Genomic DNA, 25,734 nt, shown 5'->3' on the forward strand with positions numbered 1-25,734 from the left:
GCACGCTCGCGACCATCGCCGACCCGCACTGGAGCGACGTCCGCCGTGGGTGAATCGCTGCCGGGCGGGGAGTCGATGCAGCGAATCAATACAGTGGGGGCGTGACCATCGATCTGCGCGCCGACCCCATCGCCCTCACCGCCGCTCTCGTGGATATCCCCAGCGTGTCCAAGGACGAGGCGGTCATCGCGGACACCGTCGCCTGGGCACTGCGGGAGCAGACCGAAGGGTTCGAGGTCCTGCGGCACGGGAACACCGTGCTGGCGCGCACCAATCGCGGACTGCCGACCCGGGTGATCCTCGCCGGACATCTGGACACCGTGCCGATCGCCGACAATGTGCCCGGCCATTTCGTGGAGGGCGAGAACGGGGAGCGGCTGCTGTACGGCTGCGGCAGCGTGGACATGAAATCCGGCGACGCGGTGTTCCTGCACCTGGCCGCCACCGTCGCCGAACCGGTGCACGATCTGACCCTCATCTTCTACGACTGCGAGGAGATCGCCGCCGAGTTCAACGGGCTCGGGCGGATCGAGCGGGAGCTGCCGGAATGGCTGGACGGTGACCTCGCGATCCTCGGCGAGCCGTCCGGTGGCTGGGTGGAGGCGGGCTGTCAGGGCACGCTGCGGGCACGCATCACCACCGCCGGGGTGCGGGCGCATTCGGCGCGGGCGTGGCTGGGCGACAATGCCATTCACCGGCTGGCCCCGGTGCTGGAGCGAATGGCGGCCTACCGGGCGCGGGAGGTCGACATCGACGGCTGCGTGTACCGCGAGGGGCTGTCGGCGGTGCGGATCTCCGGCGGGGTGGCGGGCAATGTGGTGCCCGACGCCGCCGAGGTGGACGTGAACTTCCGCTTCGCCCCCGACCGCACCCTGGACGAGGCCACCGAGCACGTGCGCGCGGTCTTCGACGGCCTCGACATCCACTTCGAGCGCACCGACGGCGCCCCCGGCGCCCTGCCCGGCCTGTCCGCCCCCGCGGCCAAGGACCTCATCAGGATCGTGCACGCCCACGGCAGCGGCGGCGTCCGCGCCAAGTACGGCTGGACCGACGTCTCCCGCTTCGCCGCCCGCGGCATCCCCGCCGTCAACTTCGGCCCCGGCGACCCCAACCTCGCCCACAAACGCGACGAACACCTCCCCGTCACCCAGATCACCCAGGTGACCGCCATGCTCCGCAGCTACCTCACCGGCGACAAGGGGTAACCCGCCTCCCGCGACGGCTGCCACGACCGAGACGCCCCCATCTCCGAAGCCACAGCGGCGGTAGAACGCCGTGTGCACAGGTGCTCCGGCGCGCCGCCCTGCTGCGCGGGGACGCCGGCGAGGCTGTGCGGGGACTCCGGCGAGCCAGACGCCAGCAGCGTGGCCCCATTATCCTGATCCGTTGCAACGATGGAACGCCGCGCAGAGAAGTGCTTCGGCGTCCGGTCCGGTGTGCGTGGACTCCGGCGGCCGGTCCCGTAGGCGTGGACTCCGGCGCACGACACCTCCCGAGCAGTACGCTCCCGCCCCCACCACATCCCGAACGCCCACACTCCGGGGCTCGCGGCGCGTCCCGGTTCTGGACTGACCGGACTGGACTGACCGGAGCGGAGGAGCGAAGCGGGGGAGCGGAGGGAAGGAAGAACCGGGACTTCCAGCGCCGCGAGCCCCGCCCGGAGCGAAGCGGAGGGCAAATCGAACACTGCCCCGCCCGGAGCGCAGCGGAGGGCAAATTAGATACTGCCCGTATGTCTGCTGACGCCGAATTCGGTGCTCGCTCGTCCAAGACTCCTCGGTTCCGGGGTCCGATAATGCTGCGCCGTGATCGTAAGAAGGGGATAGGGACCACCGACGAGCATTTGCTCGACGAACGCGGGACCGGTGACTGGGTGCACACCGATCCGTGGCGGGTGCTGCGGATTCAGGCCGAATTCGTCGAGGGCTTCGGCACTTTGGCGGAGGTGCCGCGGGCCGTGGCGGTGTTCGGGTCGGCGCGGACTCCGGCCGATCATCCGGAGTATCAGGCGGGGCAGGCCATCGGGGCGGCGCTGGCGCGGGCCGGGTTCGCGGTGATCACCGGCGGTGGGCCGGGGGCGATGGAGGCCGCCAACCGGGGTGCGTCCGAGGAGGGCGGGTATTCGATCGGGCTCGGCATCGAGCTGCCGTTCGAACAGCACCTCAACGAGTGGGTGGATCTGGGGATCAACTTCCGCTACTTCTTCGTCCGCAAGACCATGTTCGTGAAGTACTCGCAGGCATTCGTCTGTCTCCCAGGCGGTTTCGGCACACTCGACGAGCTGTTCGAGGCGCTCACCCTGGTGCAGACCCGCAAGATCACCCGCTTCCCGATCATCCTGTTCGGCACCCGCTACTGGTCGGGTCTGGTGGATTGGCTGCGGGATTCGCTGTTGGGCTCGGCCAAGATCTCCCCCGGCGACCTCGGCCTGCTGCATGTCACCGACAGTGTGGAGGATGTGGTGAACATCGTGACGCAGGCCGCCGAGGCCCGCGCCGAACTCGAGGCGGCGGAGGTGGAGGAACAGTGGTGAGCGACGCGGGTCCGGACAGCACCGCGTACGCGGTGTGCGTGTACTGCTCGGCCAGTTCCGCCGACGCGTCGGTGCTGGAGCTGGCGGCGCGGGTGGGCACCGAGATCGGCCGTCGCGGGTGGCGACTGGTGTCCGGCGGCGGCAATGTCTCCATGATGGGCGCGGTGGCCCAGGCGGCGCGGGCGGCGGGCGCGCACACCCTCGGCGTGATACCGAAGCACCTGGTGCACAAGGAGGTCGCGGATGTGGACGCCGACGAGCTGATCGTCACCGACACCATGCGGCAGCGCAAGCAGATCATGGAGGACCGCGCCGACGCCTTCCTCACCCTGCCGGGCGGTATCGGCACCCTCGAGGAGTTCTTCGAGACCTGGACCGGTGCGTATCTCGGCGTGCACGACAAACCGGTGGTGGTGCTGGATCCCGACGACCACTACCGCGGCATGTTCGACTGGATCGACGAGCGGTTGGGCGGCCGGGGTTTCGTCGGACGTGCGGCGGTCGACCTGGTGACGGTGACCAAGGATCTGCCCGCGGCGTTCGCCGCCCTGCGGCCCGACGCCTGAAGCGGCCGAATTTCGCGTTCTCCTCGACAACTCGGGCGTCATCGGAAAGGCTGGAAGATGTGACGACCGATGCACGTTCGACGGTGAGCCTGCTCGACCTGGTCCGCGCCCTGCCCGGGATGGCTGTGCGAGCACCGCAGATGGCGCGAAATGCGCTGGGCCTGTTGGTGAAATCGCGGGACAGAGCCTCGATCGGCCTGTTCTTCCAGCATGCGGCCCGGCGGCATCCGGACCGGCCCTTCCTGAAATTCGAAGGCCGCGTGTACACCTGGGGCGAGGTGAATGCCGAGGTGAACCGGTACGCGCACGTGCTGGCCGGGCGCGGGGTCGGCCGCGGTGACGTGGTCGGCGTGCTCATGACCAACCGTCCGGAGACGCTGTTCACCGCGCTGGCCACGGTCAAGCTCGGGGCGACGGTCGGGCTGCTCAACCATAATCAGCGAGATACCGTGCTGGCGCACAGTTTCGGGCTGTTGGACAGTGTGGTGGACGTGGTGGGGGAGGAGTGCCGGGAGGCGCTCGAGTCGCTGGCCGCGCCGCGCCCCGCGGTACTGTGGTCGCAGCAGCTGGCCGACGCCGCCCGCACCGCCGACACCGCGAATCCGGCGGTGACGGCGGAGGTCACGGCGGGCGAGCGGGCCTTCCTGATCTTCACCTCCGGCACCACCGGCATGCCCAAGGCGAGCGTCATGACGCATCTGCGGTGGACCAAGAGCATGGCGGGCCTGGGTGGGCTCGGCGTGCGGCTGCGCGGCGACGACACCATGTACTGCTGTCTGCCGCTGTACCACAACAACGCGCTCACGGTGGCGCTGTCGTCGGTGGTGTCGGCGGGTGCGTGCCTGGCGCTGGGACGGCATTTCTCGGCCTCGCGGTTCTGGGACGAGGCCATCGCGGCCGATGCCACGGCCTTCATCTACATCGGCGAGCTGTGCCGGTATCTGCTCAACCAGCCGCGCAAGAGCACCGACCGGTCGCGTCGGGTGGCCGTCGCGGTGGGCAACGGGCTGCGGCCGGAGCTGTGGGACGAGTTCCGGGATCGGTTCGGCATTCGGCGAATCGTCGAGTTCTACGGTGCCAGTGAGGGGAACGTCGCCTTCATCAACGCCTTCGGTGTGGACCGCACCGCCGGCTTCACGCCGCTGCCCTTCGCCATCGTCGACTACGACGACGAGACCGGTAAGGCCCGACGCGGTCCGGACGGCAAGCTCCGCAAGGTGTCGACCGGCGGCGTCGGCCTACTGCTGGCCAAGGTGACCGAGCGCTCACCCTTCGACGGCTACACCGACGCGGACGCCACCGAATCCAAGCTGGTCCGCGACGGCTTCGCCGACGGCGACTGCTGGTTCGACACCGGCGACCTGGTCCGCGACCAGGGTTACCGGCACATCGCCTTCGTGGACCGCCTCGGCGACACCTTCCGCTGGAAGGGCGAGAACGTGGCCACCACCGAGGTCGAGGGCGCGTTCGACGGCCTCGACGCCGTCTCCCAGGCGGTCGTCTACGGCGTCGACATCCCCGGCACCGACGGCAAGGCGGGCATGGCCGCCGTCACCCTCGCCGAGGACGCGAAATTCGACGGTCACCAGGTCGCCGCCCACCTGTACGACCGCCTCCCCGCCTACGCCGTCCCCCTCTTCGTCCGCGTCGTCGGCGAACTGGAGCAGACCTCCACCTTCAAGAGCCGCAAGGTCGACCTCCGCAAACAGGGCTACACCCCCGACGACCACAGCGACCTCTACGTCCTCTCCGGCCGCACCGGCGGCTACGTCCCCGCCTACCCCACCTATCCCGAGGACGTGGCCAACGCCCGAGCCCCCCGCGACTGACCGCCGTCGCGGGGAGCCGGACCCGGGTGTCCTCGATCTCCTGACGGGCGGGGTGGGTACAGGGCTGGGTACAGTCGAGGGCATGTGTGCGCCGTTGCCGACATTGTGCGGGAAGCCGGTGGCGACGGATCGGGCGCTGGTGATGGCGATCGTGAACCGGACGCCGGACAGCTTCTACGACAAGGGTGCGACCTTCGGTGACGAGGCCGCCATGGGGGCGGTTGCCCGGGCGGTGCGGGAGGGGGCCGACCTCGTCGACATCGGCGGGGTGAAGGCCGGGCCCGGTGCCGAGGTGGACGCCGCCGAGGAGGCGCGGCGGGTGGTGCCGTTCGTGGCCGCCATTCGGGAGGCGCATCCGGACCTGTTGATCAGTGTGGACACCTGGCGGGCCGAGGTGGCGCGGGCCGCGGTGGCGGCGGGCGCGGATCTGATCAACGACACCTGGGCCGGCGCCGATCCGGACCTGGTGGGGGTGGCGGCCGAACTGGGGGTGGGCATCGTGTGCAGCCACACCGGCGGAGCCGTGCCGCGCACCCGCCCGCATCGGGTGCGCTACGCCGATGTGGTGGCCGAGGTCACCGACACGGTGGTGGGCGCGGCCGAGGCCGCCGCGGCGGCTGGCGTGGCAAAAGATTCGATACTGATCGATCCCACGCATGATTTCGGCAAAAACACCTACCACGGGCTGGAATTGTTGCGGGCTTTGGACGTTCTCGTTAACTCCGGCTGGCCGGTCTTGATGGCGCTGAGCAATAAGGATTTCATCGGAGAGACTCTTGGTGTCGGCCTGTCCGAACGATTGGAGGGCACATTGGCAGCAACTGCTTGGTCCGCCGCCGCGGGCGCTCGGGTTTTCCGGGTGCACGAGGTCGCCGCCACGCGCCGTGTGGTCGACATGATCGCCGCCATCCAGGGTCTCCGCCCGCCCGCCCGAACCCTGCGAGGTCTCGTATGACGGACTGGAACTTCACCCATACCTGGGATCGTCCCGACTGGACGATCGAAGAGCTCGTCGCCGCCAAGAAGGACCGCACCGTATCGGTGGTCCTGCCCGCCCTCAACGAACAGGACACCGTCGCCGACGTCGTCGCCAGTATCAGACCCCTGCTCGGCGCCCTGGTGGACGAACTGGTGGTGCTGGACTCCGGCTCCACCGACGCCACCATCGAACGCGCCCGCGCCGCCGGGGCCACCGTGTACACCCGCGAACAGGCCGTACCCGAACTCGAGCCCGTGCCGGGCAAGGGGGAGGTGCTGTGGCGGTCGCTGGCCGTCACCGACGGTGACCTGGTGGCGTTCGTGGACTCCGATCTCATCGATCCGGACCCCATGTTCGTGCCGAAGCTGCTCGGCCCACTGCTCACCGTGCCGGACGTGCAACTGTCCAAGGCGTACTACCGCCGCCCGCTGCGCCACGACACCGGTATCGACGAGCACGGCGGCGGCCGCGTCACCGAACTGGTGGCCCGTCCGCTGCTGTCGGCGCTGCGACCCGAACTGTCGAAGGTGTTGCAGCCGCTCGGCGGCGAGTACGCGGGCACCCGTGAACTGCTCACCTCGGTGCCGTTCGCACCCGGCTACGGCGTCGAGATCGGCCTGCTGCTGGACACTTTCGACCTGTACGGCCTGCACGCCATCGGCCAGGTCAACCTCGGCGTCCGCACCCATCGCAACCGCCCGCTGTCCGACCTCGGCGTCATGAGCCGCCAGATCCTCGGAACGGTGCTGGGCCGCAGCGGAATCCCGGACTCCGGCGCGGCCCTGACCCAGTTCCCGCTCATCGGCGGCGAGTTCACCGCGCTGACCACCGAGGTGTCCCTCACCGACCGCCCACCCATGAAGGAGCTGCGCCCCGCCTGGGCCGCCGCCTGAGCTGAATCCGTCGCGAAGGCGGGCCGACCGGAATCGCCGGAGCGGCCCGCCTTCTCGGTGTCACGAGGCCGCCTGTCAGCGGTCGTGGCGGTAGATGGGGGTGAGCAGGTCGGCTTCGATGGGTTCGCCGGTGGAGCGGTCGTAGCGGACGCCCACGACGGCCGAGAAGGGGTGGATGCCCGCGCGCTCGTGCAGGGTCGCCAGACGGGTGGCCAGCAGGCGGATGGCGCCGAGGGAGGCGGGTGGGTGCAGGCCGTCGATGACCAGCACGTGGCCGCGGCCGTCGGGGCGGGGGAGGCGGGCCAGGTAGGCGATGTCGTAGGGCTCGGTGCCGCCCGGTCGGTATACCCGGCGGGCGGCGCGATCCTCGATACCGCGGCGCACCCGCCCGGCCCGCGCCACCGTGCGCCGCAGCCGCGGGTCCGCCGCCACCAGGTAGCGCAGGCTGGGGGAGAGTTCGGGCCCGCCGAGCACGATCAACCCGTCCCGGTCGAGATCCAGCGGACGTCCGGGCAGGAAGCGCTCGATGGTGACGGTGAATCCGAGTTCGCGCAGCAGTTCCAGCAGCCGGTGCGGCCCGGCCGGGTCCGGCGCGCCCACCAGGGCCATGGCGCGGGTGGTGGACCGTACGTCAGGGGTGAGGATGGTGAGCGGTCCGTGCCCGAAGAACAAACCTTCCGGTACCGGTCCCTGCGTGCTCACCTGATGGATGCGCGCCCGGGAAAGCCCCGCCGCCGCACCGATTCTCGCGAAGGTCCAGCCCTCCGCGTGCAGTTCCCTGATGACCGCACGCCGAATTCTGGTGAGCTCGTTGATGGTCTGCTGGGCTGCGGCCACACCATCGGTGGCCGCCTTGAGGCGTTCGACCTTGTCCTCGATCGCGAACACCCGTGCCACCTCATCGGCCGACATAACCGAAGTCTAGGTACCTGAACAGCTCTCGGCGTCTACTCCGGTTTACTTGGCCCGAATTAGGTCGCGTCGGGATCCAGCGGCGGGCGCTCGTTGCGCTCCAGCGGTTTAGCCGGTTCCGGCATCGAAAAACTGCCGTAATTGCTGCTAGGAGCGCTGACGGGTTTGTCGAATTTTCCGGTGAAGAGGGAATCGTCGCCGTCGAGAAGGTGTTTGGTCACCATCGACCGCGGATTCATACCGCGGAGTTCGTTCAACTGCTCGAGCGGTTTCCGGATCTCCTCGAATTCCGGCCCGAGTTCCTGCTTCAGCGATGTCGTCGCACCGGTGGCGTAATCGCGCACCTGTCGCAGCGTTTTACCGGTCCAGCGGATAGCGCCGGGCAGCCGCTCCGGTCCGAGGATGACGAGGGCGGCGACGACCAGGATCATCATCTCGCCCCAGCTGATATTGCTGAACACGGTGTCTTCTTGCCTCCGCTTCGCTCCGGCTGTTCGCGGCCCGGCGGGCCTCGATTCTTCCCTCCTCCGCTCCTGTCGAGGTGTCGTTCGAGGGTGGTCAGTCTGATTCGAGAGTAACCGGGACATCTACTTCCCGGCCGTCGCGGATCAAGCGGACGGTGACCGTCTGGCCAATTTCCTGTGACTGCACCGCGACGGTGAGCTCCTCCGGACCGGTGACCTCGCGGTCGCCGACCCCCACGATCACGTCGCCCTCCACGATGCCCGCCTTGGCGGCCGGACCGCCGGCCTGCACATCGGCCACCTCGGCACCGCTCATCACGTCATTGGCGACGATCTTGGTGCGGGCGCTCACACCCAGCCGGGGGTGGTGCACCTCACCGTTGTCGATCAGCGCCTGCGAAATCCGCTTCACCTGATCCACCGGAATGGCGAAACCGAGGCCCACCGAACCGCCGCTCTCGGATTTGATGGCGGTATTGATGCCGACCAGTCGGCCCTGCATATCCACCAGCGCACCGCCGGAGTTGCCGTGGTTGATGGCGGCATCGGTCTGCACGGCGTCGAGCGTGGCATCGGTGTCGGTGCCCTCACCGCCGACCTTGACCGGCCGATTCAGCGCCGACACGATACCGGCGGTGACCGTCTCCTCCAGGCCCAGCGGTGAACCGATGGCCAGCACCTGATCGCCGACCTTCACATTCTCCGATTCCCCGAGCTGGATGACCGACAGATTCTTCACGTCCACATGCAGCACGGCCAGATCGGATTTGGGATCGCGTCCGACAATGGTGGCCGGGACCCGCGTGTTGTCGGAGAACACCACCTGCAATTTGGCCTGGCCGGTCTTGTCGTTGGCGGCCAGTGAGATCACGTGATTGTTGGTGACGATATGGCCCTCGCCGGAGATCACCACCCCGGAACCGGAGGAGCCGCTGTCGCCGACCCACGCCCGCACCGTGACCATGGCGGGCATGACCGCGCCGACCACCCGGCCGATCTCACCGGCCGGGATCTCGCCGCCGCCGGCGGTCTGCAACTCCACCTTGCGCGCGGTGAGCGAGGAGGCGGACTGACCGGCGAACAGGCCGATCACACCGCCCAGCAGACCCGCGAGCACGCCCAGCACCACCGCCACCGTGCCCAGCGCGAGCAGCGCCTCCGGCTTCACCTTGCCGCCGAACAGCACCTCGCGGGCGGTCAGCTGCTCCCCGGGAGCGAGCGGTTCGGGCCGCGGCACGGCGATCGCGGGCGCGCCCAGGCGCGCGGCCGCGTCCGGGTCACGCCACGGATCGGCGGGCGGGGTCGCGGTCGCGTCGTCGTGCGCCGCCTCCGGATCGCGCTGCAACAGCTCGGTGGAGCCCTCGGGACGCGAGAACGCCTCGGCCAGTACGGCATCCGGCGGGCGGTTCTGCACCTCGGGCGCATCCGCGGGCGGCGCGGCCGGGACTCCGCCGGGGCGCGGGCCGAAGGAACCGGCCTGCCCGTTCGGGCGGCGGAAGGCGCGGGCGGTGTGCTTGTCGACGTGCGGGCGGTAGACCGGGCGCGGCCCCAGGACCGGTGCGTCCGACGGCCTCAGGTTCCCCCTGTTGGCCGCCGAATCGGGCGTCTCCGCGGACTGCGGTGGCTGCTGGTCCCCGGCACCCGATGCCGCCGGAGTGTTCTTCGATTCGGAGGTCACGCGATGAACTCTACTTGCGCCACCACGCCGTCCACCGCCTGCTGTCGAACGAATCTTGGCGCATGCCGAAGGAACTCGCTCCCGCGGCGAACATGCCGTGGTCGGCGGCGGGGCCCGGGGCGGGATGCTGCGGTGGTGTCGGCTCCGCGCCGGGCAGCTCCGAGATGGGGATCCGGCTCAGGGTGTCGTGCAGCCGCAGCGGTGCGGTGATGTGGCTCGACTGCCGCAGCGCGATCCGCGCCTGCTGCTGGGACTCCACCTCGGCCGCGCATTCGGGGCACACCGACAGGTGATGCGAGGCGCGCAGATACGCGTTCATCCGCAGCTCACCGTCCACATACGCGGCAATGGCCTCGGTGGCCAGATGCTCGGTGGGGGCGAATCGAGGCGGACGCTTCGGCGTTCTGTCCTCGCCGTTCATATGGTGCACACCCTTCCGGAACGACCTCGGCAATGCCCGGGAACCCGGTGCCGGGAACTACGGACACACAGCCCGCAAGGTTTACCCGACCTTCGCGGCGTCGAAACGCCGCTGTGTCCCATTATGCTCGAGGTATTCGCGCAGTGCCTGCCGTCCCCGGTGGATTCGGCTGCGCACGGTGCCCAATTTCACGCCCAGGGTGGCGCCGATCTCCTCGTAGGACAGTCCCTCGATGTCACAGAGGACGACCGCCGCACGGAACTCCGGCGCCAGCGCGTCCAGCGCCGACTGCAGGTTCGGGTCCAGATTCGCGTCGTGGTAGACCTGCTCCGGCCCCGGACCCTCGGACGGCACCCGGTCGTAGTCCTCCGGCAACGCCTCCATGCGGATGCGATTGCGGCGGCGAACCATGTCGAGGAACAGGTTGGTGGTGATGCGGTGCAGCCAGCCCTCGAAGGTCCCCGGCTGGTAGTTCGACAGGGAGCGGAAGACGCGAATGAAGGTTTCCTGGGTCAGGTCCTCGGCGTCCTGCGGATCACCGGTCAGGCGATAGGCGAGGCGATAGACGCGATCGGCGTGCTCGCGCACCAGATCGTCCCAGGAGGGCATCATGGTGCGGTCACCGGTGGCGTCGAAGGCGGCGGTCCCGGTGAGGGGCTCGTCCGCGAAGGATTCGCCGTCCAGCGCGATATCGCTGTTCGGCAGGATCTGCTCGGGCAGATTGGCGTGTTCACGCGCCGCGTCGACCATGTGGATGGGGTTACCTCCTACTCGGGACCGTGAACGTCGGTACGGGGTACAACCGAAGGGTTGGCTCGAGTTGTTCCCGAACCGGGCTCGCGGTCGCTGGCCTGGCGTTGGCGATTACTCTTCCCGGTCCCGATGTGGCAGCCGTATGCGCAGGCTGAGGGACACCTGAGAAAATTCGCCACACCGGTCGGTCACCGGCACGCGATAGGGGCGTCGCGCCGTTAGCCTCATATCCGTGAGCCAGACTCCCGCGGCATCGAACCTGCAGCGCAACCTCGCCTACGTCGAGGAATCCGTGGCCGAGGACGATATTCTCGTCGCCGCCCGCGAACGCGCCGTCGAATTGGGCGCGTCTCCGGTGCCGCCCGCGGTCGGAGCGCTGCTCAGCATGTACGCCCAGCTGCTGGGGGCCAAGGCCGTGGTGGAGGTGGGCACCGGGGCCGGGATCAGTGGGCTGTGGCTGCTGGACGGCATGCACTCCGAGGGCACCCTCACCACCATCGACTCCGAGCCCGAACACCAGCGGGCCGCCCGGGAGGCGTTCCGCGCCGCGGATATCGCGCCCGCCCGCACGCGGCTCATCAACGGCCGCGCCCTGGACGTGCTGCCGCGTCTCGCCGACGGGGCCTACGACCTGGTGTTCATCGACTGCGCGCCGCTCGAGCACCCGCAGTATGTGGAACAGGGGGTGCGCCTGCTCCGCGAGGGCGGCGCGATTCTGCTGCACAATGCCCTGCTCGGCGGCCGCGTGCCCGACCCGGCCCAACGCGATCCGGCCACCCAGGCGGTCCGCGCCGCCACCCGCGCCGTAGCCGAAGACCCGCAACTGACCAGCGTCCTGATCCCGGTCGGCGACGGTCTGCTGTGCGCGTCGCGTGGTTGAGCCCGTGGGCACCGCGCCGCACCGGCCGTGCGTTGGGTGACGCCTAGAGCGTCGCGCGGTCGCGACCGGTGGCGCGCCGACCGTATTCGGGTGCGTCGCAATGGCTCCCGCAGCGACCGCGGCCGGTGGTGGGTCGGAGGGCGGGCGGTGTCGCACAGGTGGCATATCGGACGGTTCGGGGCTGTGTCTGCGGGTATTGCTCGCGAGAGTCGAGTGATTCGAGAGGTGCAGACGAATGGCTATTGCCGACGGCATTGTGCGGGGAGCGTTCGCGGCGGCCGCGCGCGTGCGTGACGCCCGTGTCTTCCATCCGAACGGATTGCCGTTGACCGGTGTGCTGCATGCCGTCGACGGTGTCTACAAGCAACTGCTGGGCAGTGCGGATCGTCCTGTGCTGGCGCGGATTTCGAAGGGCGTCGGCTTGCCCGACGGGGTGCCGGACGTGCTCGGACTGGCGGTGCGGGTACTCGACCGGCACGACCGCCCGTGGGATCTGGCGCTGGCCACCACGGGCGCCGGCACGCTGAGCCGGTTCGTGATCACGCCCGCGCTGGGCTGGTCGAGTGCGTACTACGGCAGTCTGATGGCGTACCGGTTCGAGGACGGTCCGGTCGAGTGGATCTTCGCCGAACCCGATGCGGCCCAACCCGAATCACCGTCGCTCGGGGCGATGTCGACCCATCTGGAGAGGCACCGGCTCGGCTTCACCCTGCGGGCCGCGCCGCTGACCGGTCCCAAGCGGACACTGGCGGAGATCACCGTCGCCGCACCGGAGATCGGCGAACAGGCCGGACCCGGATTCTTCGATCCGGTGCGCAATCTGCCGCCGGAGGTGGAGTTGCTGCCGCGTCCGGTGACCGCGGTGCGGAAGTGGGCGTACACGGGCAGCCGCCGCGGCCGGCACGAGACCGACGCCGTGGCGACCGCGGGTGTCGCCGGATTGCAGGGCATGTCCGAACGCTGAGGCCGGACACCGCCGGGATGGCGCTGGGACCGGGAACCGCCGGGATGGCACTGAGGGCCGGGTACCCGCCGGGATGACGCTGAGGGCCGGGTACCCGCCGGGATGACGCTGGGGCCGGGCACCGCCGGGATGGCACTGAGGGCCGGGCACCCGCCGGGACGGCACTGGGGTCGCACCGCCGGATGTCGCCGCGCCGGGCATCGGCATTTATCGTACGCGCGGAATTCTGACATGCGGAGCGATGCCGCCGGGTTGAACTTGCCGTGCGGAATATCCGCGCGAGGCGTGCGGCGACCAGGGGAGTGTCGGGTCTTGCGGAAGCGTTGAACGCCTGTTTAGTATATTAAACGTGTGTTCAACCGACCAGCCGTACCGCAAGGATCCGCCGAGGATCTGAGTACTCGCGCCCGTATCCGGGACGCCGCCATCGCCGTATTCGGTGAGCAGGGCTTCGGGGTGGGTGTACGCGCGATCGCCACGGCCGCGGGAGTCTCGCCCGGCCTCGTCAACCATCACTTCGGATCGAAGGACGGTCTGCGCGCGGCGTGCGACGAGTACGTCCGCGCGGTGGTGCGGGAGGCCAAGGTCGAATCCATGGAACGGCCGTCACCGTCGGGGCTGCTGCGGCAGATCGCCGAGATCGAGGAGTACGCGCCACTCATCGCCTACCTGGTGCGCAGCTTTCAGGCCGGAGGCAGTCTGGCCGCCGCCTTCTTCGAGCACATGGTCGAGGACGTCGAGCACTATCTGAGCGCCGGTATCGCGGCCGGAACCCTGCGTGCCCCCAGCGATCTCGCGGCGACGGCGCGTTTCCTGGCGACCACCAACGGCGGCGGCATGATGATGTTCCTGCAGCTCTACGCGACCGAACACCCCGGCCCCGTCGACTACCGGAAAGCCCTGCGCGAGTACGCCGACCGCATGATGCTGCCCGCCCTCGAGCTTTACACCCACGGTCTGCTGACCGACTCCATGATGCTCGACACCCTGCTCGCCCAGCGGCAGGACAACCCCCCATAGCCGACCGGATCCTGCTTCCGGCAAGGAGACTCGATGAACGCCTCGACCACCCCGGCCATCTCGGTCCGGGATCTGCACAAACACTTCGGGCCGGTGCGCGCCCTGGACGGTCTCGACCTCGAGGTCGCCGCGGGGGAGGTGCACGGCTTCCTCGGACCTAACGGGGCGGGCAAGTCCACCACCATCCGCGTGCTGCTCGGCGTGCTGTCCCGCACCTCGGGCGAGGCCCGGGTGTTCGGCCGCGACCCCTGGGCCGACGCCGTCGCCCTGCACCACGACATCGCCTATGTGCCAGGCGATGTCACGCTCTGGCCGACACTCAGCGGCGGGGAGACCATCGACCTGCTCGGGCGGATGCGCGGCGGCATCGACGACGCCCGGCGCGCCGAGCTGATCGAGCGTTTCGAACTCGATCCCAAGAAGAAGGCCCGCACCTATTCCAAGGGCAATCGGCAGAAGGTCGCACTGGTCTCGGCGTTCTCGTCCCATGCCAGCCTGCTCCTGCTGGACGAGCCCACCTCCGGCCTGGATCCGCTCATGGAGCAGGTGTTCAACGAGTGTGTGGCCGAGGCGGCACGGCGCGGCTGCACCGTCCTGCTGTCCAGTCACATCCTGTCCGAGGTGGAGAAGCTGTGTCAGCGCGTGACCATCATCCGCGCCGGACGCACCGTGGAAACGGGCAGCCTGCGCGAGCTGCGGCATCTGAGCCGCACCTCCATCACCGCCGAATTGACCGGTGACCCGGGCGATCTCGGCCGCCTTCCCGGTGTGGCCGACGTGAGCCTGGAGGACCACACGCTGCGCTGCCAGGTGGACGCCGAGCATCTCGGCGAACTCGTCCGCGTGCTGGGCGCGGCCGGAGTGCGCAGCCTGGTGAGCCAGCCGCCGACGCTGGAGGAACTGTTCCTGCGCCACTACTCGCACAATGGCGAGCGGGCCGTCGAGGCGGAGGCGGTGCGATGACCACCGCCGTGCTGCCGCGCCCGCACACGACCGAAACCGTGTTCCGTGCGGCCGATTTCGCCGGTACCGGTCAGATGCTGCGCCTGTTCCTGCGTCGCGACCGCATCGTGCTGCCGCTGTGGGTGCTGCTGCTGTCGCTGCCGTTGGGCAGTGTGTACATCGAGAGCATCGCGTCGGTGTATCCCGACGAGGCCGGACGAGTAGGCTTCGCCCGGTCGATTCTGGCCAGTCCCGCCCAGCTAGCCATGTACGGCCCGATCTACGACACCGGTCTCGGCGCGGTCGGGATCTGGAAAGCGGGCATGTTCTTCACCCTGCTCGGCATCGCCACGATCCTCACCGTCATCCGGCACACCCGGGCCGAAGAGGAAACGGGGCGCGGGGAACTGGTGGCCTCCACCCGAATCGGACGGTTCGCCGGACTCACCGCGGCGCTGGTGCTCGGCCTCGGCGGTGCGCTCGCCACCGGGTTGCTGGGCACGCTGAGCCTGCTGGGCACGTCGGTACCCGCCTCGGGTTCACTGGCTTTCGGGCTGGCGCTGGCCGGATCCGGCGCGGTCTTCGCGGCCGTGGCGGCGGTGGCCGCACAGGTGTCGCCGAGCGCCCGCACGGCACGCGGAATCGCGTTCGCGGTACTGGCCGCCACCTACACGCTGCGGGCCATCGGCGACGCCCGGGCCGGGGACGGGCCGACCTCGGTGCTCACCTGGCTGTCGCCGCAGGGATGGTCGTTGCAGGTGCGGGCGTACGCGGGCGACCATTTCGCGGTGCTGCTGCTGCACCTGGTCACGGTGACCGTGCTGACCGCCGTCGCCTACACCCTGCTGGCGCACCGCGATCTCGGCGGCGGTCTCATCGCCGAACGGTCGGGCGCGCTGCGGGCGGGGCCCGCGCTGTCCGGTCCGCTGGGGCTGGCGTGGCGGCTGCAACGCGGATCGCTGCTGGCGTGGACCGTCGGACTCGCGCTGTACGGGTTGGTGTTCGGCAGTGTGGTGTACGGCATCGGCGACGAACTCGGCGACAGCGAAATGATTCGCGAGCTGATCCAGCGCATGGGCGGTGCACAGCTGCTGGAGGATGCGATGCTCAACTACGGATTCACCATGCTGAGCGTGGCCGCCACCGCCTACGCCATCTCGGCGGCGCTGCGCCTGCACGGTGAGGAGGCCGCCCAGCACGCGGAGACGGTGCTCACTGTCGCTGTCTCTCGAATCCGCTGGGCCGCATCGCATCTGGTGATAGCTCTGCTGGGTCCGGCGGTGATACTCACCGTGGCCGGGACGGTCGGCGGGCTGGTGTACGGGCGGGCCGCGGGAGATGTGAGCGGCAAACTCGGCGCCGTGCTGGGCGCGGCCCTGGTGCAGTTGCCCGCCATCTGGCTGTTCGTCGGTGTCGTGATCCTCCTGTTCGGCGTGGCGCCGCGCTGGACCCCGGTCGCCTGGGGTGTCTTCGTCGCCGCCGTGGCGGTCTTCCTGCTGGGCGCGATTTCCGGAGCACCCCAATGGTTCCGCAATCTCGACCCCTACCAGCACGCACCGAAACTCCCGGGTGCGGAGTTCACGGCCACGCCGCTGGTGATCATCACCCTGCTGGCGGCGACCCTGATCACGGTGGGGTTGTTCGGTTTCCGTCGCCGAGATCTGCGCTAGGGCAAGGCCGCTCCGAATCTCCTGGCGTGCTGTGGATTTCCGACCGGTCGGTTGTGGGTCGGGAGTCTGTGAACTCGGGCCGAGGTCTGGATTTCCCCACCTGGACGGTGGTACACGAATGGTGGGGGAATCGAAGGATGAGGAGGTGCGGCAATGTACGAAGGGGCAATCCTCGGCGCGCATCTGCCGTCGGGATGGCTGTGGCCCGCGCTGATCCTGTTCGGCGGCGTGGTTTTCGTGGCACTGCTGGTGCTGCTGCTGGTCAGCGGGGCGCGGTTCGACGACCATCAGGGTGGTATCTCGCCGACCCCGACGCCGGGATCGTGCGCCCCGTTCTGCACCGAACCGGTGTACGCCCCCGCTCACCAGCGCTGAATCGGCGCGGTGAGGATTACCTCACCGCCGTGGCGGCTACTCCATCGGTGAGATCGACGGATGGGGTGTGCCATGGTGCAGCGGTTTCCGACCGTGGTGGGGTTGTACCTGCGTGACGGTCAGCGGTGGCGGCGCATCGCCGAGTTCCGGGTGAATACGGAGGGGCACGCCACATTTCGCGCCATCGATCCGGTCGAGGGGCTGGTCGGCCGCGTCTGGTTCCAGCAGGGCGTCGGCATCCTCGGCGAACAGCGTACGGTGCTGCCCGGCGCGGGCGCGGAATTCCTACGGGCACTGTTGCAGCCCTTCGGATTTCGCGACTACCTCTTCCGTGACGACAGCGTACCGGCCGAGGCGGGCGCACGGCCGCGCCCCGGCCGCACCCGGACGCACGGCGCGCGTGCGGGCCGCAACGGTTCCGGCGACCGGCACTGCGCTAGAGACTATTGGCCAGCAGCGCGTACTGCGCGGACGCCTTCCGCTGCACCGACGTCTCCGAATCCGCGTTGACCAGCGCCACATACCGCTTGTAGGACACATAGCAGCGGTACACGCCGTCGCCGCTGCTCGAGCGCGGCAGCCGCATGCATGTCGTATCGGGCACCCGTTCCGGCGCCGAACCGCTCACCCAGCGCTCGCCGAGACTGCCGATCAGCCCGTCGATCAGATTCCGCCCGGCGGCGGCGTCACGCACCCGGAACAGGACGTTCTCCTCGGTCAGGCTCATGGCGTCGAGGTCGGTGTCGTCGACCAACTGCTGCCGTTTGGCCTGATCGGGCGCACCCAGCACCAGCGCGTTCGGGCCGTAGACCGCGAAGTCGTCCGGATTCGGGGTGTGCCCGTCGCGGCTGTCCACCAGGGTCCGCGCCAGCATCCGGCCCGGATCGACGGGCAAATCGTCCACCCGATCCGCGGGCGTGGGTTCGAAGGCGTCCACCAGCGGCACCTGGGCGTCCAGGGTCTTGCGCGCCCACGACACCAGATCCTGTTCGTCGGCACGCGGCCGGGACGCGAACACCGCGATCACGAACTCCTTGCGCGGCATGGTCATTCCGATATTCGGCACGCCCGGCCGCCAATGCGCGAAGGCATCGGGATATTCGGCGATGGTCAGCTTGCGGTTCTGCTCGCGCGCCACGTCGAAATCGGCGTCCTCGAGTTCCCGCGCGGCCAGCTTGGCGGCGTCCTCCGACGGGAAGCGCAGCAGTCGAACGGTCACCGTGGTGCTCGTCGGATCGGGCGCGTCCGAACCCGCCGGATCGGGCTTGTCGGAACCGCTGGCCGCATAGCCCGCGATGAAGCCGCGGTTCTCCAGAATCGGCCGCGACACCCCGGACAGATGGCTCACCTCGACCACCGTGTCCGCATCGGGCAGCACGATGCCGCCGCGACCCACCGTGAGCGACGGATCGATCCGCACCGCGGGCGTGACCGCCTCGGCCATGCGCATACCCTCCAGCACCGGGCCTGAGCCGTCGGCGCGCTCCGGATAGGTGTAGCGGTCGACCGGATAGGAGCCGGTGTCGAGGGTGCGGACGTCGATCTCACCCGCCATGGGCGTGCCGGACACCCCGCATCCGGTGAGTAGCACGGCCAGACAGGTCGCGGCGGTGGCGGCACGTGCGGCGCGTCCCATGATGCTCCCTCCCGCGCTGCCGAGCGGCGCGCGTCACCCACTCGATTCTCTGGCCGCGAGCGGGCGGCTGTCCAGCTAAACCCAGATGCCCTTGCCGACGGTCACCACACCGCCGTTGCTCACCGCGAACCGTTCCCGATCCCGTTCCAGGTCGACGCCGATGATCTCGCCCTCCGAGACCACCACGTTCTTGTCCAAGATGGCGTGCCGCACCACCGCGCCGCGCCCGATCCGCACACCCGGCATGAGCACACTGCCCTCCACCGTCGCGCCGTCCTCCACGAACACATTCGAGAACAGCACCGAATTGCGGACCGTGGCCGCCGACAGAATGCTGCCCGCGCCCACGATCGACTCCTGCGCCAGGCCGCCGCGGCCGAACTTGGCCGGGGGCAGGTTCTCGGCCGCGCCGCGAATCGGCCAGTGCCGGTTGTACAGGTCGAACACCGGATCCACCGACACCAGATCCATATGCGCGTCGTAGAAGGCGTCGATGGTGCCCACATCGCGCCAGTAGCCGCGATTGCGTTCGGTGGATCCGGGCACGTCGTTGCGGGCGAAGTCGTAGACCGACGCCTGCCCGGCGCGCACCAACTCCGGGATGATGTCGCCGCCCATGTCGTGATCGGAGTCGGTGTTGTCGGCATCCGCGCGAATGGCGTCCACCAGCACCTTGGTGGTGAAAACGTAATTGCCCATGGAGGCGAAGGTGGCGTTCGGGTCGTCCGGGGTGCCCGGCGGATGCACCGGCTTCTCCAGGAAGCCGATGATGCGACCGGACTCGTCGGAGTCGATGCAGCCGAAGGCGCTGGCGGTGCTGCGCGGCACCCGAATCCCCGCGACCGTCACGCCCGCGCCGGACTCGATGTGATGCGACACCATCTGCTCGGGATCCATGCGGTACACGTGATCCGCGCCGAAGACCACGATGTACTCCGGATCCTCGTCGTAGATGAGGTTCAGCGACTGCATGATGGCGTCGGCGCTGCCGGTGTACCAGCGCGGGCCCAACCGCTGCTGCGCGGGCACCGGGGTGATGTACTCGCCGCCGAAACCCGACAGCCGCCAGGTCTGGGAGATGTGGCGGTCCAGGGAATGCGACTTGTACTGGGTGAGGACGCAGATCCGCAGGTATCCGGCGTTCACCAGATTCGACAGCACGAAGTCGATGAGGCGGTAGGCCCCGCCGAACGGCACCGCGGGCTTGGCCCGGTCCTTGGTGAGCGGGAAGAGTCGCTTGCCCTCGCCACCGGCGAGCACGATCCCGAGTACGTGCGGCTGGCTCCTCACCCTCCCCAACTTACAGCGTCAGGGTGTCTGCGCAGTGCCGGCGAGACACACGCCGACTTACGAGCAATCGGACAATCCCGTCGTCGCTATCGAGACACGCCGAAGACCCGCTGTGACGCGGCCCGGACAATCCGTACAGAGCTTGGTGGCGATTCGGTCGAGCGTTTAGGTTGGAGCGCGTGGAATACGGCGCGGACGGTGGACGCGAACTGCGCGTCGCCATGATGACCCGCGAATACCCGCCCGAGGTGTACGGCGGGGCGGGCGTGCACGTCACCCAGCTGGTGCCGCGGCTGCGGCGGCTGTGCGACGTCACCGTGCACTGCATGGGGGTGCCGCGCACCGACGCCGTCGTGCATCAACCCGATCCCATGCTGTACGCGGCCAATTCGGCGCTGCAAATGATGTCCGCGCAACTGCGCATGGCCGATGCTGCGGGCGGGGCCGACGTGGTGCACTCGCACACCTGGTACACCGGGTTGGCCGGGCATCTGGCGGCCGAACTGTACGGGATACCGCATGTGCTCACCGCGCATTCGCTGGAACCGCGGCGGCCCTGGAAGGCCGAGCAGCTGGGCGGGGGATACCGGCTCTCGTCCTGGTCCGAGCGCAATGCCATGGCCGCCGCCGATGCCGTGATCGCGGTGAGTTCCGGGATGCGGGCCGACGTCCTCGACGCCTATCCGGATCTCGACCCCGAGCGAGTGCACGTGGTGCACAACGGAATCGACGCGCAGACCTGGCATCCCGGCGGCCCGCCCGAGGGGGTGCGGGACGTACTGGCCGAACTGGGGGTGCGCCGGGACCGGCCGATCGTGGCGTTCGTCGGGCGCATCACCCAGCAGAAGGGCGTCTCGCACCTGCTGGCGGCGGCGCGGCGACTGGACCCGGACATCCAGCTGGTGCTGTGCGCGGGCGCGGCGGACACGCCCCGGCTGGAGGCCGAGGTGGCGGAATCGGTGCGGGAGCTGAGCCGACGACGCGGCGCGGTGTTCTGGGTGCGGGAGATGTTGCCCACCGAGATGGTGCGGCAGATCCTCTCCGCGGCAAGCGTTTTTGTCTGCCCATCGGTGTACGAGCCGCTGGGGATCGTGAATCTGGAGGCCATGGCCTGTGGGACCGCGGTGGTGGCGTCGGATGTGGGCGGCATTCCGGAGGTGGTGTCCGACGGGGTGACCGGGCGGCTGGTGCCCTACGACGCGCACGACACCGTGGGCTTCGAGGAGGCGCTGGCCCGGGTCATCGAGTCCGTCGCGGGCGACCCGGTGACCGCCGAGGCCATGGGCGCGGCCGGAAGAGCCCGCGCCATAGCCGAATTCGACTGGAACCGGATCGCCGCGCAGACGGTGCGGGTCTACGACCGGGTGCGTAAGAGCTAGAAACGCGCGGTGCCGGGTGCACGATGCGGGTGCTCGCCGCGGTGCCGGGGTGCACGACGCGGGTGCTCGCCGCGGTGCTGTGGCCGACGAGGCCTCGCGGCGGTGCCGGAGGCCGACGATCGCGGTGTGGTTCGCGCCGGTGGCGGCGCGACAGGTTGCCGCCGGTGCCGCGACTACTGGGCGGCGGCGCGGCGCAGGGCGAAGATGCGCAGTTCGCGGCTGGTGCGGCCCTTGTAGGCGGTGTACGCCTGCGTGGTCTCCTCGAAACGGGCGAAGATCTCCGCCTGCTGCTCCGGGTCGGTGACGCGGGTGGCCGTCACCGGAATCCGCTGTCCGGCAATGGTGACCGTGCCCGTCGGATCGGCCAGCAGATTGCCCGTCCACGCCGGATGGGTGGCCTGACCGAAATTGCTGCCGATCACGTACAGCACATCGCCGTCGTGCACGTACAGCAGCGGCGTGGTGCGCGGCTGCCCCGACTTGCGGCCGGTGGTGGTCAACAGGATCACCGGCGCACCGATCGGCCCCAGCACCGTGTACTTGCCCGCGGTGCGCTCCAGCACCCGCCGATCCAACGGCGTGAGCTTGCGAATCACCGTCGACCCCACGCTGGTGGCCGCGAACGAACTCGCCGCCCGCCGCAGCAGACCTGTCTGCGGACCCCACCGCCGATCCGGGAACTGAGCGCTCATGCGGAGAACCGTACCGCCACAACCGGACACGGAGGTATTCGAGGAGGCCGGTGCGCAGCCGAGCCCGCCGGGGCCGCCGGGAGCCGCACCCGGCCGAACGAGCGAACCAGGTGTCAATGGATGGCGGACGGTCAGGCCGGGTCCGGCTGCGGCCACAGCTCCGTGGTGCGAGTGGGGCTTGGTTGCGGCGGCCTGCTCGGTGGTGCGGGTGGGGTGTGGTTGGGGCGGCCTGCTCGGTGGTGCGGGTGGGGTGTGGTTGGGGCGGCCTGCTCGGTGGTGGGAGCGGCACTTCGCGGTGGCAACCGGCATGGCGTTGCGAGCGGCACCCGGCTCTGGGAGTGGTCAGCCGCGCGGGCGGTACACCGACACCGTGACCGAGGCGGTCACCGGATACGGCTCGGGCAGCGCCGCGATGCGTTCGTCGCGGGTGTCGGCCCCGTGGAAGGCGGACGGGCCCATGCGCACCACGTGGCGGATGTCGGCGTGGTCGAGCGCCATCGTGTACTCCACCGGCGTGCGCTCCAGCAGTTCGAACCGCGCACCCAGCGATTCCGCCAGCCGCTCCTGCTTGTCCGCGTCCACCCGCACCATGGCGAGCGGCTCGATGAGCTCACCGAGATGCCGCTCGGTCGGCGTGACCACCACGAACCGGCCGTCCGGTGTCAGCACCCGCGCCACCTCCTCCGCATTGCGTGGCGCGAACACGCACAGCACCGCGTCGAGCACCCCGTCGCGCACCGGCAGCCCCCGCCACGCATCGGCCAGCACCGCCCCCGCCCGCCCATGCGCCCGCGCGCACCGCCGTACCGCCGGTTTCGACACATCCACCGCGATCCCCCGCGCGGCGGGCGCCGCATCCAGCACCGTCGCCAGGTAGTACCCGGTCCCCGCCCCGACCTCCAGCACCGCCGCGTCGGTCCGGCGCGGCGGCAGGTCATCGCCCACGCGGTGGGTTGTGAGTGGTTGGTTGTCGCCTGCGTGGTGGGTTGTGAGTGGTTGGTTGTCGCCTGCGTGGTGGGTTGTGAGTGGTTGGTTGTCGCCTGCGTGGTGGGTTGTGAGTGGTTGGTTGTCGCCTGCGTGGTGGGTTGTGAGTGGTTGGTTGTCGCCTGCGTGGTGGGTTGTGAGTGGTTGGTTGTCGCCCGCGCGGTCGGTTGTGAGTGGTGGGTTCTCGCCCTGATGTGAGCGTGCGGTCGCACCATCCTCGTCCGCATGGTCGTTCGCGGGCGAAACCTCCGCACCCGCATGAACCGCCGCGTTCACCTTCGGGTCCGAGGCCATGCTCGACCGGTCGTCGTCGCATGTGGCCGTGATCGTCTCGCTCGCAAAGCCGACACGCTCGGTGCGGTCGCGCACCGCGCCCGGCAGCAGGATGGCTGCGAGCCGTGCCGCCGACGCTGCTCGAACAGCCCCGGGCCGAGCGGGGCCGTTCGAGTTCCCGCCCACGCCGGCTGCCGATCCACGCGGGAGGCCGGTCGTGGTCGATGATGCGCCGGGGCGGGGGAGCCCGGCGGCAGGCGCACCTCCATCCGTTGCTTCCGGCCGCACCGCTTCTGCCGCAGGCGCAGACGGGCTGGCGTCAGTCGTTCCCTCGGCCTCCCGCGAGGTTGGTGCCGGGGTTGCCGCGGGCGCGAACTTCCTCGCTACTCGACTGCCGGCCATGTGCGGAGCTGGGTCGGGCGTCGTATGCCGCGTCCCGGTGGTTGGGGCGGGTCCGAGGTCGCCCCCATCCGCCTCGTCGGCGTGGGGCGGGTGTGTCGATGGCGTGGGCATCGGGGCGACCGCACTGCCCACCGCACGGGCCACGGCCGCGGCTATCGGGGCGAAGTGGCCCGCGGCTTGGAAGGCGGCGCGGGCGTCGAGCATTTCCGGGGTGTCGCCGGTCATTTTGGTGGACGAGCCGGTGAGGAGGCTGACGTAGCCCTGTTTGGCCAGGTCGAAGGAGTGGCCCCGGGGGCAGCGCAGGGTGCGGTCCCGGCCGGTGAGGTCCCGGCCGCACTCCGGGCAGGAGAGTAGATCGGCGCATGCGAAGAGCCGCTCGGTCGGGCCCGGTACGGGACCGGTGAGCGGTTCGGTGTCGCCGAGATGCGTCGCTGCGGTGCCGGTGAGCCGGTTCACCGGGTCGGTGCGGCTCACCGGCAGGTCAGGCTGCTAGCTGGTGACACTCTTGAGTTCGTCACCGAGCGCCGCGGCTTCCTCCGGCGTGAGCTCGACGACCAGACGCCCGCCACCCTCGAGTGGAACCCGCATGACGATTCCACGCCCTTCCTTGGTTGCCTCGAGGGGACCGTCCCCGGTGCGGGGCTTCATGGCCGCCATCCTCTGCTCCCTCCAGATCTGCGCGGTCTGCTGCGCACTTTCATGGAACTCCAGTTGTCACCAACTGGCAGCCCGCGCGTATGTGGCGGGCCGCACCGCACCCATTCTTCCCTATCGCCGATCGGGGCGGGTACCTGAGTTCCAAAAACCGACCGTTGTGGCGCGTGCGGGTGCTATGGGCGTACCCAGCAATCGGCCACGTGATCATCCACCATTCCGGTCGCCTGCATCAGCGCGTAGGCCGTCGTGGGACCGACGAAACGGAAGCCGCGCTTCTTCAGATCTTTTGCGAGAGCGGTGGATTCGGCTGTGACGGCGGGCACGTCGGACAGTGTCGCCGGACGTGGTCGCGGCCCCGGCGCGAACGACCAGAGCAGCTCGTCGAGGCCGGTGTCGAGCTCCCGGGCAACCCTGGCATTGGTGATACAAGCCTCGATTTTGGCGCGATTGCGAACTATGCCCGGATCGCCGAGCAGTCGTTCCACATCGGCATCCCCGAACTTCGCCACCCGCTCGATCTCGAACCCCTCGAACGCCGCCCGGAATGCGGGCCGCTTCCGCAAAATCGTGATCCAGGAAAGTCCGGACTGAAACGCCTCCAGACACATCCGTTCGAACAATGCGTCATCCCCGTGCAGGGGCTTTCCCCATTCCTGGTCGTGGTAATCCCGGTACAGCTGCGACCCGGTCGACCAGCCGCACCTGGTCAGCCCGTCGGTGGGTGATTCCAGGGTCGTCACCGCTCGTCCGCCTCGGTCTCGGGCGTGGAGACGCCGGGCACGATGCCGGGCATCGCCTGCCCGTCCGACCGGCCCGGACCCGCGGCGGGCGCGTGGTCCGATGCTCCCGCGCCGGAATCCGCGGGCGTAGTCCGGTTCACCGAACTGGACCCGGCGGCGGCGGGGGCGGCGCCCGGCACCGGACCGGACGCCGGGCCACCGTACGGCTGCCCGACCGGCGGGACCGTGGCGGTCTGGGCGGCCTGGCCTCGGGGCGCGAGCGGTTCGCCGGGATTCGTCCGCGCGGCCCCGTTGGCGGTATCGCGGTGCGGCGTGGCGGTGTGCTCGCGGTACGAGGTGCCGTTGGCCGGTGTGGGCTGGCCCGCGCGGGCCTGGGCCAGCTGCCATTCGAGTTCGTCGATGCGGGCGGCGAGGCGGGTCAGGGCCCAGTCAACCTCACCGGCCTTGTAGCCGCGCAGCACCTGCTGGAAGCGCAGGGCGCGCACATCGCCGCCGGTGATGCCGTCGACGGGGAGCACCGTGGCGGTGGTGCCCTCGGGGAGCGGGCCCAGCTCCTCGGATCGGCCGAATACCGCGCTGGCGACCAGGAACAGCAGCGCGGCCACCAGACCGACGATCAGCACGTACAGCAGCAGCGTGAGCATGGGTTCGAGCTTAGGGGGCGTTCGCGGGCGGGGGTGGGCTCGGCCCCGGCGGAATTCGGCCGTCGAATTCGGTTGGGGGAGGGGGAGCGTGGTGGTGGGTGCGGTCCCGCGCCTGGGTGCGGTGGCGCGGGACCGCGGTGGCTGTCGGTACACGCTGT

Annotated in this window: 24 protein-coding genes and 3 pseudogenes; 14 read left to right on the plus strand and 13 right to left on the minus strand. The window is 69.6% G+C overall.

What is annotated here, in order from left to right; genetic code table 11:
* The first annotated feature begins 101 nt into the window (after window positions 1–101).
* The 6 genes from dapE to FOH10_RS02950 all read left to right on the plus strand — a co-directional run bounded on the left by dapE (window position 102) and on the right by FOH10_RS02950 (window position 6,800).
* A complete protein-coding gene (gene dapE / locus FOH10_RS02925; RefSeq protein ID WP_143979526.1) occupies window positions 102–1,205 on the plus strand; it encodes a succinyl-diaminopimelate desuccinylase in 1,104 nt (367 codons plus the stop codon).
* A gap of 527 nt (window positions 1,206–1,732) precedes the next feature.
* Window positions 1,733–2,533 carry an LOG family protein gene (locus FOH10_RS02930; RefSeq protein WP_039816944.1) on the plus strand — a complete coding sequence of 267 codons (801 nt, stop codon included), beginning with the start codon at window positions 1,733–1,735 and terminating at the stop codon, window positions 2,531–2,533.
* Window positions 2,530–3,099 (plus strand): LOG family protein, encoded by a 570-nt coding sequence (locus FOH10_RS02935; protein WP_425326127.1) that lies wholly within the window; start codon window positions 2,530–2,532, stop codon window positions 3,097–3,099. Before FOH10_RS02930 ends, FOH10_RS02935 begins: the two co-directional genes overlap by 4 nt.
* Before the next feature lie 59 nt (window positions 3,100–3,158).
* Window positions 3,159–4,928: a long-chain-acyl-CoA synthetase gene (locus FOH10_RS02940; RefSeq protein ID WP_143979528.1), complete on the plus strand. Its 1,770-nt coding sequence runs from the start codon at window positions 3,159–3,161 to the stop codon at window positions 4,926–4,928.
* An 82-nt stretch (window positions 4,929–5,010) separates the two neighbouring features.
* The gene (gene folP / locus FOH10_RS02945) at window positions 5,011–5,883 is read left to right on the plus strand and encodes a dihydropteroate synthase (protein WP_143979529.1); all 873 of its coding nucleotides are present in this window, start codon (window positions 5,011–5,013) and stop codon (window positions 5,881–5,883) included.
* The gene (locus tag FOH10_RS02950) at window positions 5,880–6,800 is read left to right on the plus strand and encodes a glucosyl-3-phosphoglycerate synthase (RefSeq protein WP_143979530.1); all 921 of its coding nucleotides are present in this window, start codon (window positions 5,880–5,882) and stop codon (window positions 6,798–6,800) included. The genes folP and FOH10_RS02950 overlap by 4 nt, the downstream gene beginning before the upstream one ends.
* 75 nt (window positions 6,801–6,875) lie before the next feature.
* Here the strand turns inward: FOH10_RS02950 and FOH10_RS02955 are convergent, their stop codons facing one another.
* The 5 genes from FOH10_RS02955 to sigE all read right to left on the minus strand — a co-directional run bounded on the left by FOH10_RS02955 (window position 6,876) and on the right by sigE (window position 11,025).
* Window positions 6,876–7,712, minus strand: a complete 837-nt coding sequence (locus FOH10_RS02955; RefSeq protein ID WP_029931453.1) for a hypothetical protein — start codon at window positions 7,710–7,712, stop codon at window positions 6,876–6,878.
* 59 nt (window positions 7,713–7,771) lie between these two features.
* On the minus strand, window positions 7,772–8,173 hold the full coding sequence (gene tatB / locus FOH10_RS02960; protein ID WP_143979531.1) for a Sec-independent protein translocase protein TatB: 402 nt from the start codon (window positions 8,171–8,173) through the stop codon (window positions 7,772–7,774).
* A gap of 97 nt (window positions 8,174–8,270) precedes the next feature.
* The gene (locus FOH10_RS02965) at window positions 8,271–9,854 is read right to left on the minus strand and encodes a S1C family serine protease (RefSeq protein WP_143979532.1); all 1,584 of its coding nucleotides are present in this window, start codon (window positions 9,852–9,854) and stop codon (window positions 8,271–8,273) included.
* A 10-nt stretch (window positions 9,855–9,864) separates the two neighbouring features.
* Window positions 9,865–10,275 (minus strand): zf-HC2 domain-containing protein, encoded by a 411-nt coding sequence (locus FOH10_RS02970; protein ID WP_029931456.1) that lies wholly within the window; start codon window positions 10,273–10,275, stop codon window positions 9,865–9,867.
* An 81-nt stretch (window positions 10,276–10,356) separates the two neighbouring features.
* On the minus strand, window positions 10,357–11,025 hold the full coding sequence (gene sigE, locus FOH10_RS02975; protein WP_029931457.1) for an RNA polymerase sigma factor SigE: 669 nt from the start codon (window positions 11,023–11,025) through the stop codon (window positions 10,357–10,359).
* Window positions 11,026–11,260: 235 nt separating this feature from the next.
* Here sigE and FOH10_RS02980 point away from each other — a divergent pair, with 235 nt between their 5' ends.
* The 7 genes from FOH10_RS02980 (at window position 11,261) to FOH10_RS03010 (ending at window position 17,389) form a co-directional block, all read left to right on the plus strand.
* Window positions 11,261–11,908 (plus strand): O-methyltransferase, encoded by a 648-nt coding sequence (locus tag FOH10_RS02980; RefSeq protein ID WP_051037661.1) that lies wholly within the window; start codon window positions 11,261–11,263, stop codon window positions 11,906–11,908.
* A 235-nt stretch (window positions 11,909–12,143) separates the two neighbouring features.
* Window positions 12,144–12,872, plus strand: a complete 729-nt coding sequence (locus FOH10_RS02985; protein ID WP_143979533.1) for a phosphodiesterase — start codon at window positions 12,144–12,146, stop codon at window positions 12,870–12,872.
* 351 nt (window positions 12,873–13,223) lie between these two features.
* Window positions 13,224–13,892, plus strand: coding sequence for a TetR/AcrR family transcriptional regulator (locus FOH10_RS02990; protein ID WP_143979534.1), 669 nt, complete (start codon window positions 13,224–13,226; stop codon window positions 13,890–13,892).
* Between the two features lie 33 nt (window positions 13,893–13,925).
* Complete coding sequence (locus FOH10_RS02995) at window positions 13,926–14,855, plus strand: ABC transporter ATP-binding protein (RefSeq protein ID WP_143979535.1); 930 nt, start codon at window positions 13,926–13,928, stop codon at window positions 14,853–14,855.
* Entirely contained in the window at window positions 14,852–16,504 is a 1,653-nt protein-coding gene (locus FOH10_RS03000; RefSeq protein ID WP_143979536.1) for an ABC transporter permease, read from the plus strand. The genes FOH10_RS02995 and FOH10_RS03000 overlap by 4 nt, the downstream gene beginning before the upstream one ends.
* Before the next feature lie 153 nt (window positions 16,505–16,657).
* Complete coding sequence (locus FOH10_RS03005) at window positions 16,658–16,879, plus strand: hypothetical protein (protein ID WP_039816932.1); 222 nt, start codon at window positions 16,658–16,660, stop codon at window positions 16,877–16,879.
* Between the two features lie 72 nt (window positions 16,880–16,951).
* A complete protein-coding gene (locus FOH10_RS03010; protein ID WP_143979537.1) occupies window positions 16,952–17,389 on the plus strand; it encodes a hypothetical protein in 438 nt (145 codons plus the stop codon).
* On the opposite strand, the gene FOH10_RS03015 is transcribed toward FOH10_RS03010, so the two are convergent.
* Window positions 17,316–18,515, minus strand: a complete 1,200-nt coding sequence (locus FOH10_RS03015) for a DUF7373 family lipoprotein (protein ID WP_143979538.1) — start codon at window positions 18,513–18,515, stop codon at window positions 17,316–17,318. The genes FOH10_RS03010 and FOH10_RS03015 overlap by 74 nt on opposite strands.
* A gap of 75 nt (window positions 18,516–18,590) precedes the next feature.
* A complete protein-coding gene (gene glgC, locus FOH10_RS03020) occupies window positions 18,591–19,805 on the minus strand; it encodes a glucose-1-phosphate adenylyltransferase (protein ID WP_143979539.1) in 1,215 nt (404 codons plus the stop codon).
* Window positions 19,806–20,014: 209 nt separating this feature from the next.
* Here glgC and glgA point away from each other — a divergent pair, with 209 nt between their 5' ends.
* Complete coding sequence (glgA, locus tag FOH10_RS03025; protein WP_143983824.1) at window positions 20,015–21,184, plus strand: glycogen synthase; 1,170 nt, start codon at window positions 20,015–20,017, stop codon at window positions 21,182–21,184.
* Between the two features lie 173 nt (window positions 21,185–21,357).
* Here the strand turns inward: glgA and FOH10_RS03030 are convergent, their stop codons facing one another.
* From FOH10_RS03030 to FOH10_RS03055, 6 genes and pseudogenes are all read right to left on the minus strand, one after another.
* The gene (locus tag FOH10_RS03030) at window positions 21,358–21,876 is read right to left on the minus strand and encodes a nitroreductase family deazaflavin-dependent oxidoreductase (RefSeq protein WP_143979540.1); all 519 of its coding nucleotides are present in this window, start codon (window positions 21,874–21,876) and stop codon (window positions 21,358–21,360) included.
* A 342-nt stretch (window positions 21,877–22,218) separates the two neighbouring features.
* A pseudogene (locus FOH10_RS35395) lies at window positions 22,219–22,791 on the minus strand (methyltransferase domain-containing protein); the annotation flags it as partial.
* A gap of 1,035 nt (window positions 22,792–23,826) precedes the next feature.
* Window positions 23,827–24,009: pseudogene (locus tag FOH10_RS36205) on the minus strand (hypothetical protein); the annotation flags it as partial.
* 15 nt (window positions 24,010–24,024) lie between these two features.
* On the minus strand, window positions 24,025–24,192 hold the full coding sequence (locus FOH10_RS03045; protein ID WP_006554284.1) for a DUF3117 domain-containing protein: 168 nt from the start codon (window positions 24,190–24,192) through the stop codon (window positions 24,025–24,027).
* Window positions 24,193–24,365: 173 nt separating this feature from the next.
* Window positions 24,366–24,932 carry a DNA-3-methyladenine glycosylase I gene (locus tag FOH10_RS03050; RefSeq protein WP_280525738.1) on the minus strand — a complete coding sequence of 189 codons (567 nt, stop codon included), beginning with the start codon at window positions 24,930–24,932 and terminating at the stop codon, window positions 24,366–24,368.
* 344 nt (window positions 24,933–25,276) lie between these two features.
* Window positions 25,277–25,576: pseudogene (locus FOH10_RS03055) on the minus strand (DivIVA domain-containing protein); the annotation flags it as partial.
* Window positions 25,577–25,734 lie beyond the last annotated feature (158 nt).

Origin of the sequence: Nocardia otitidiscaviarum, assembly GCF_007362295.1 — a bacterium.
In the GTDB taxonomy this organism is placed as follows: Bacteria; Actinomycetota; Actinomycetes; order Mycobacteriales; family Mycobacteriaceae; genus Nocardia; species Nocardia otitidiscaviarum.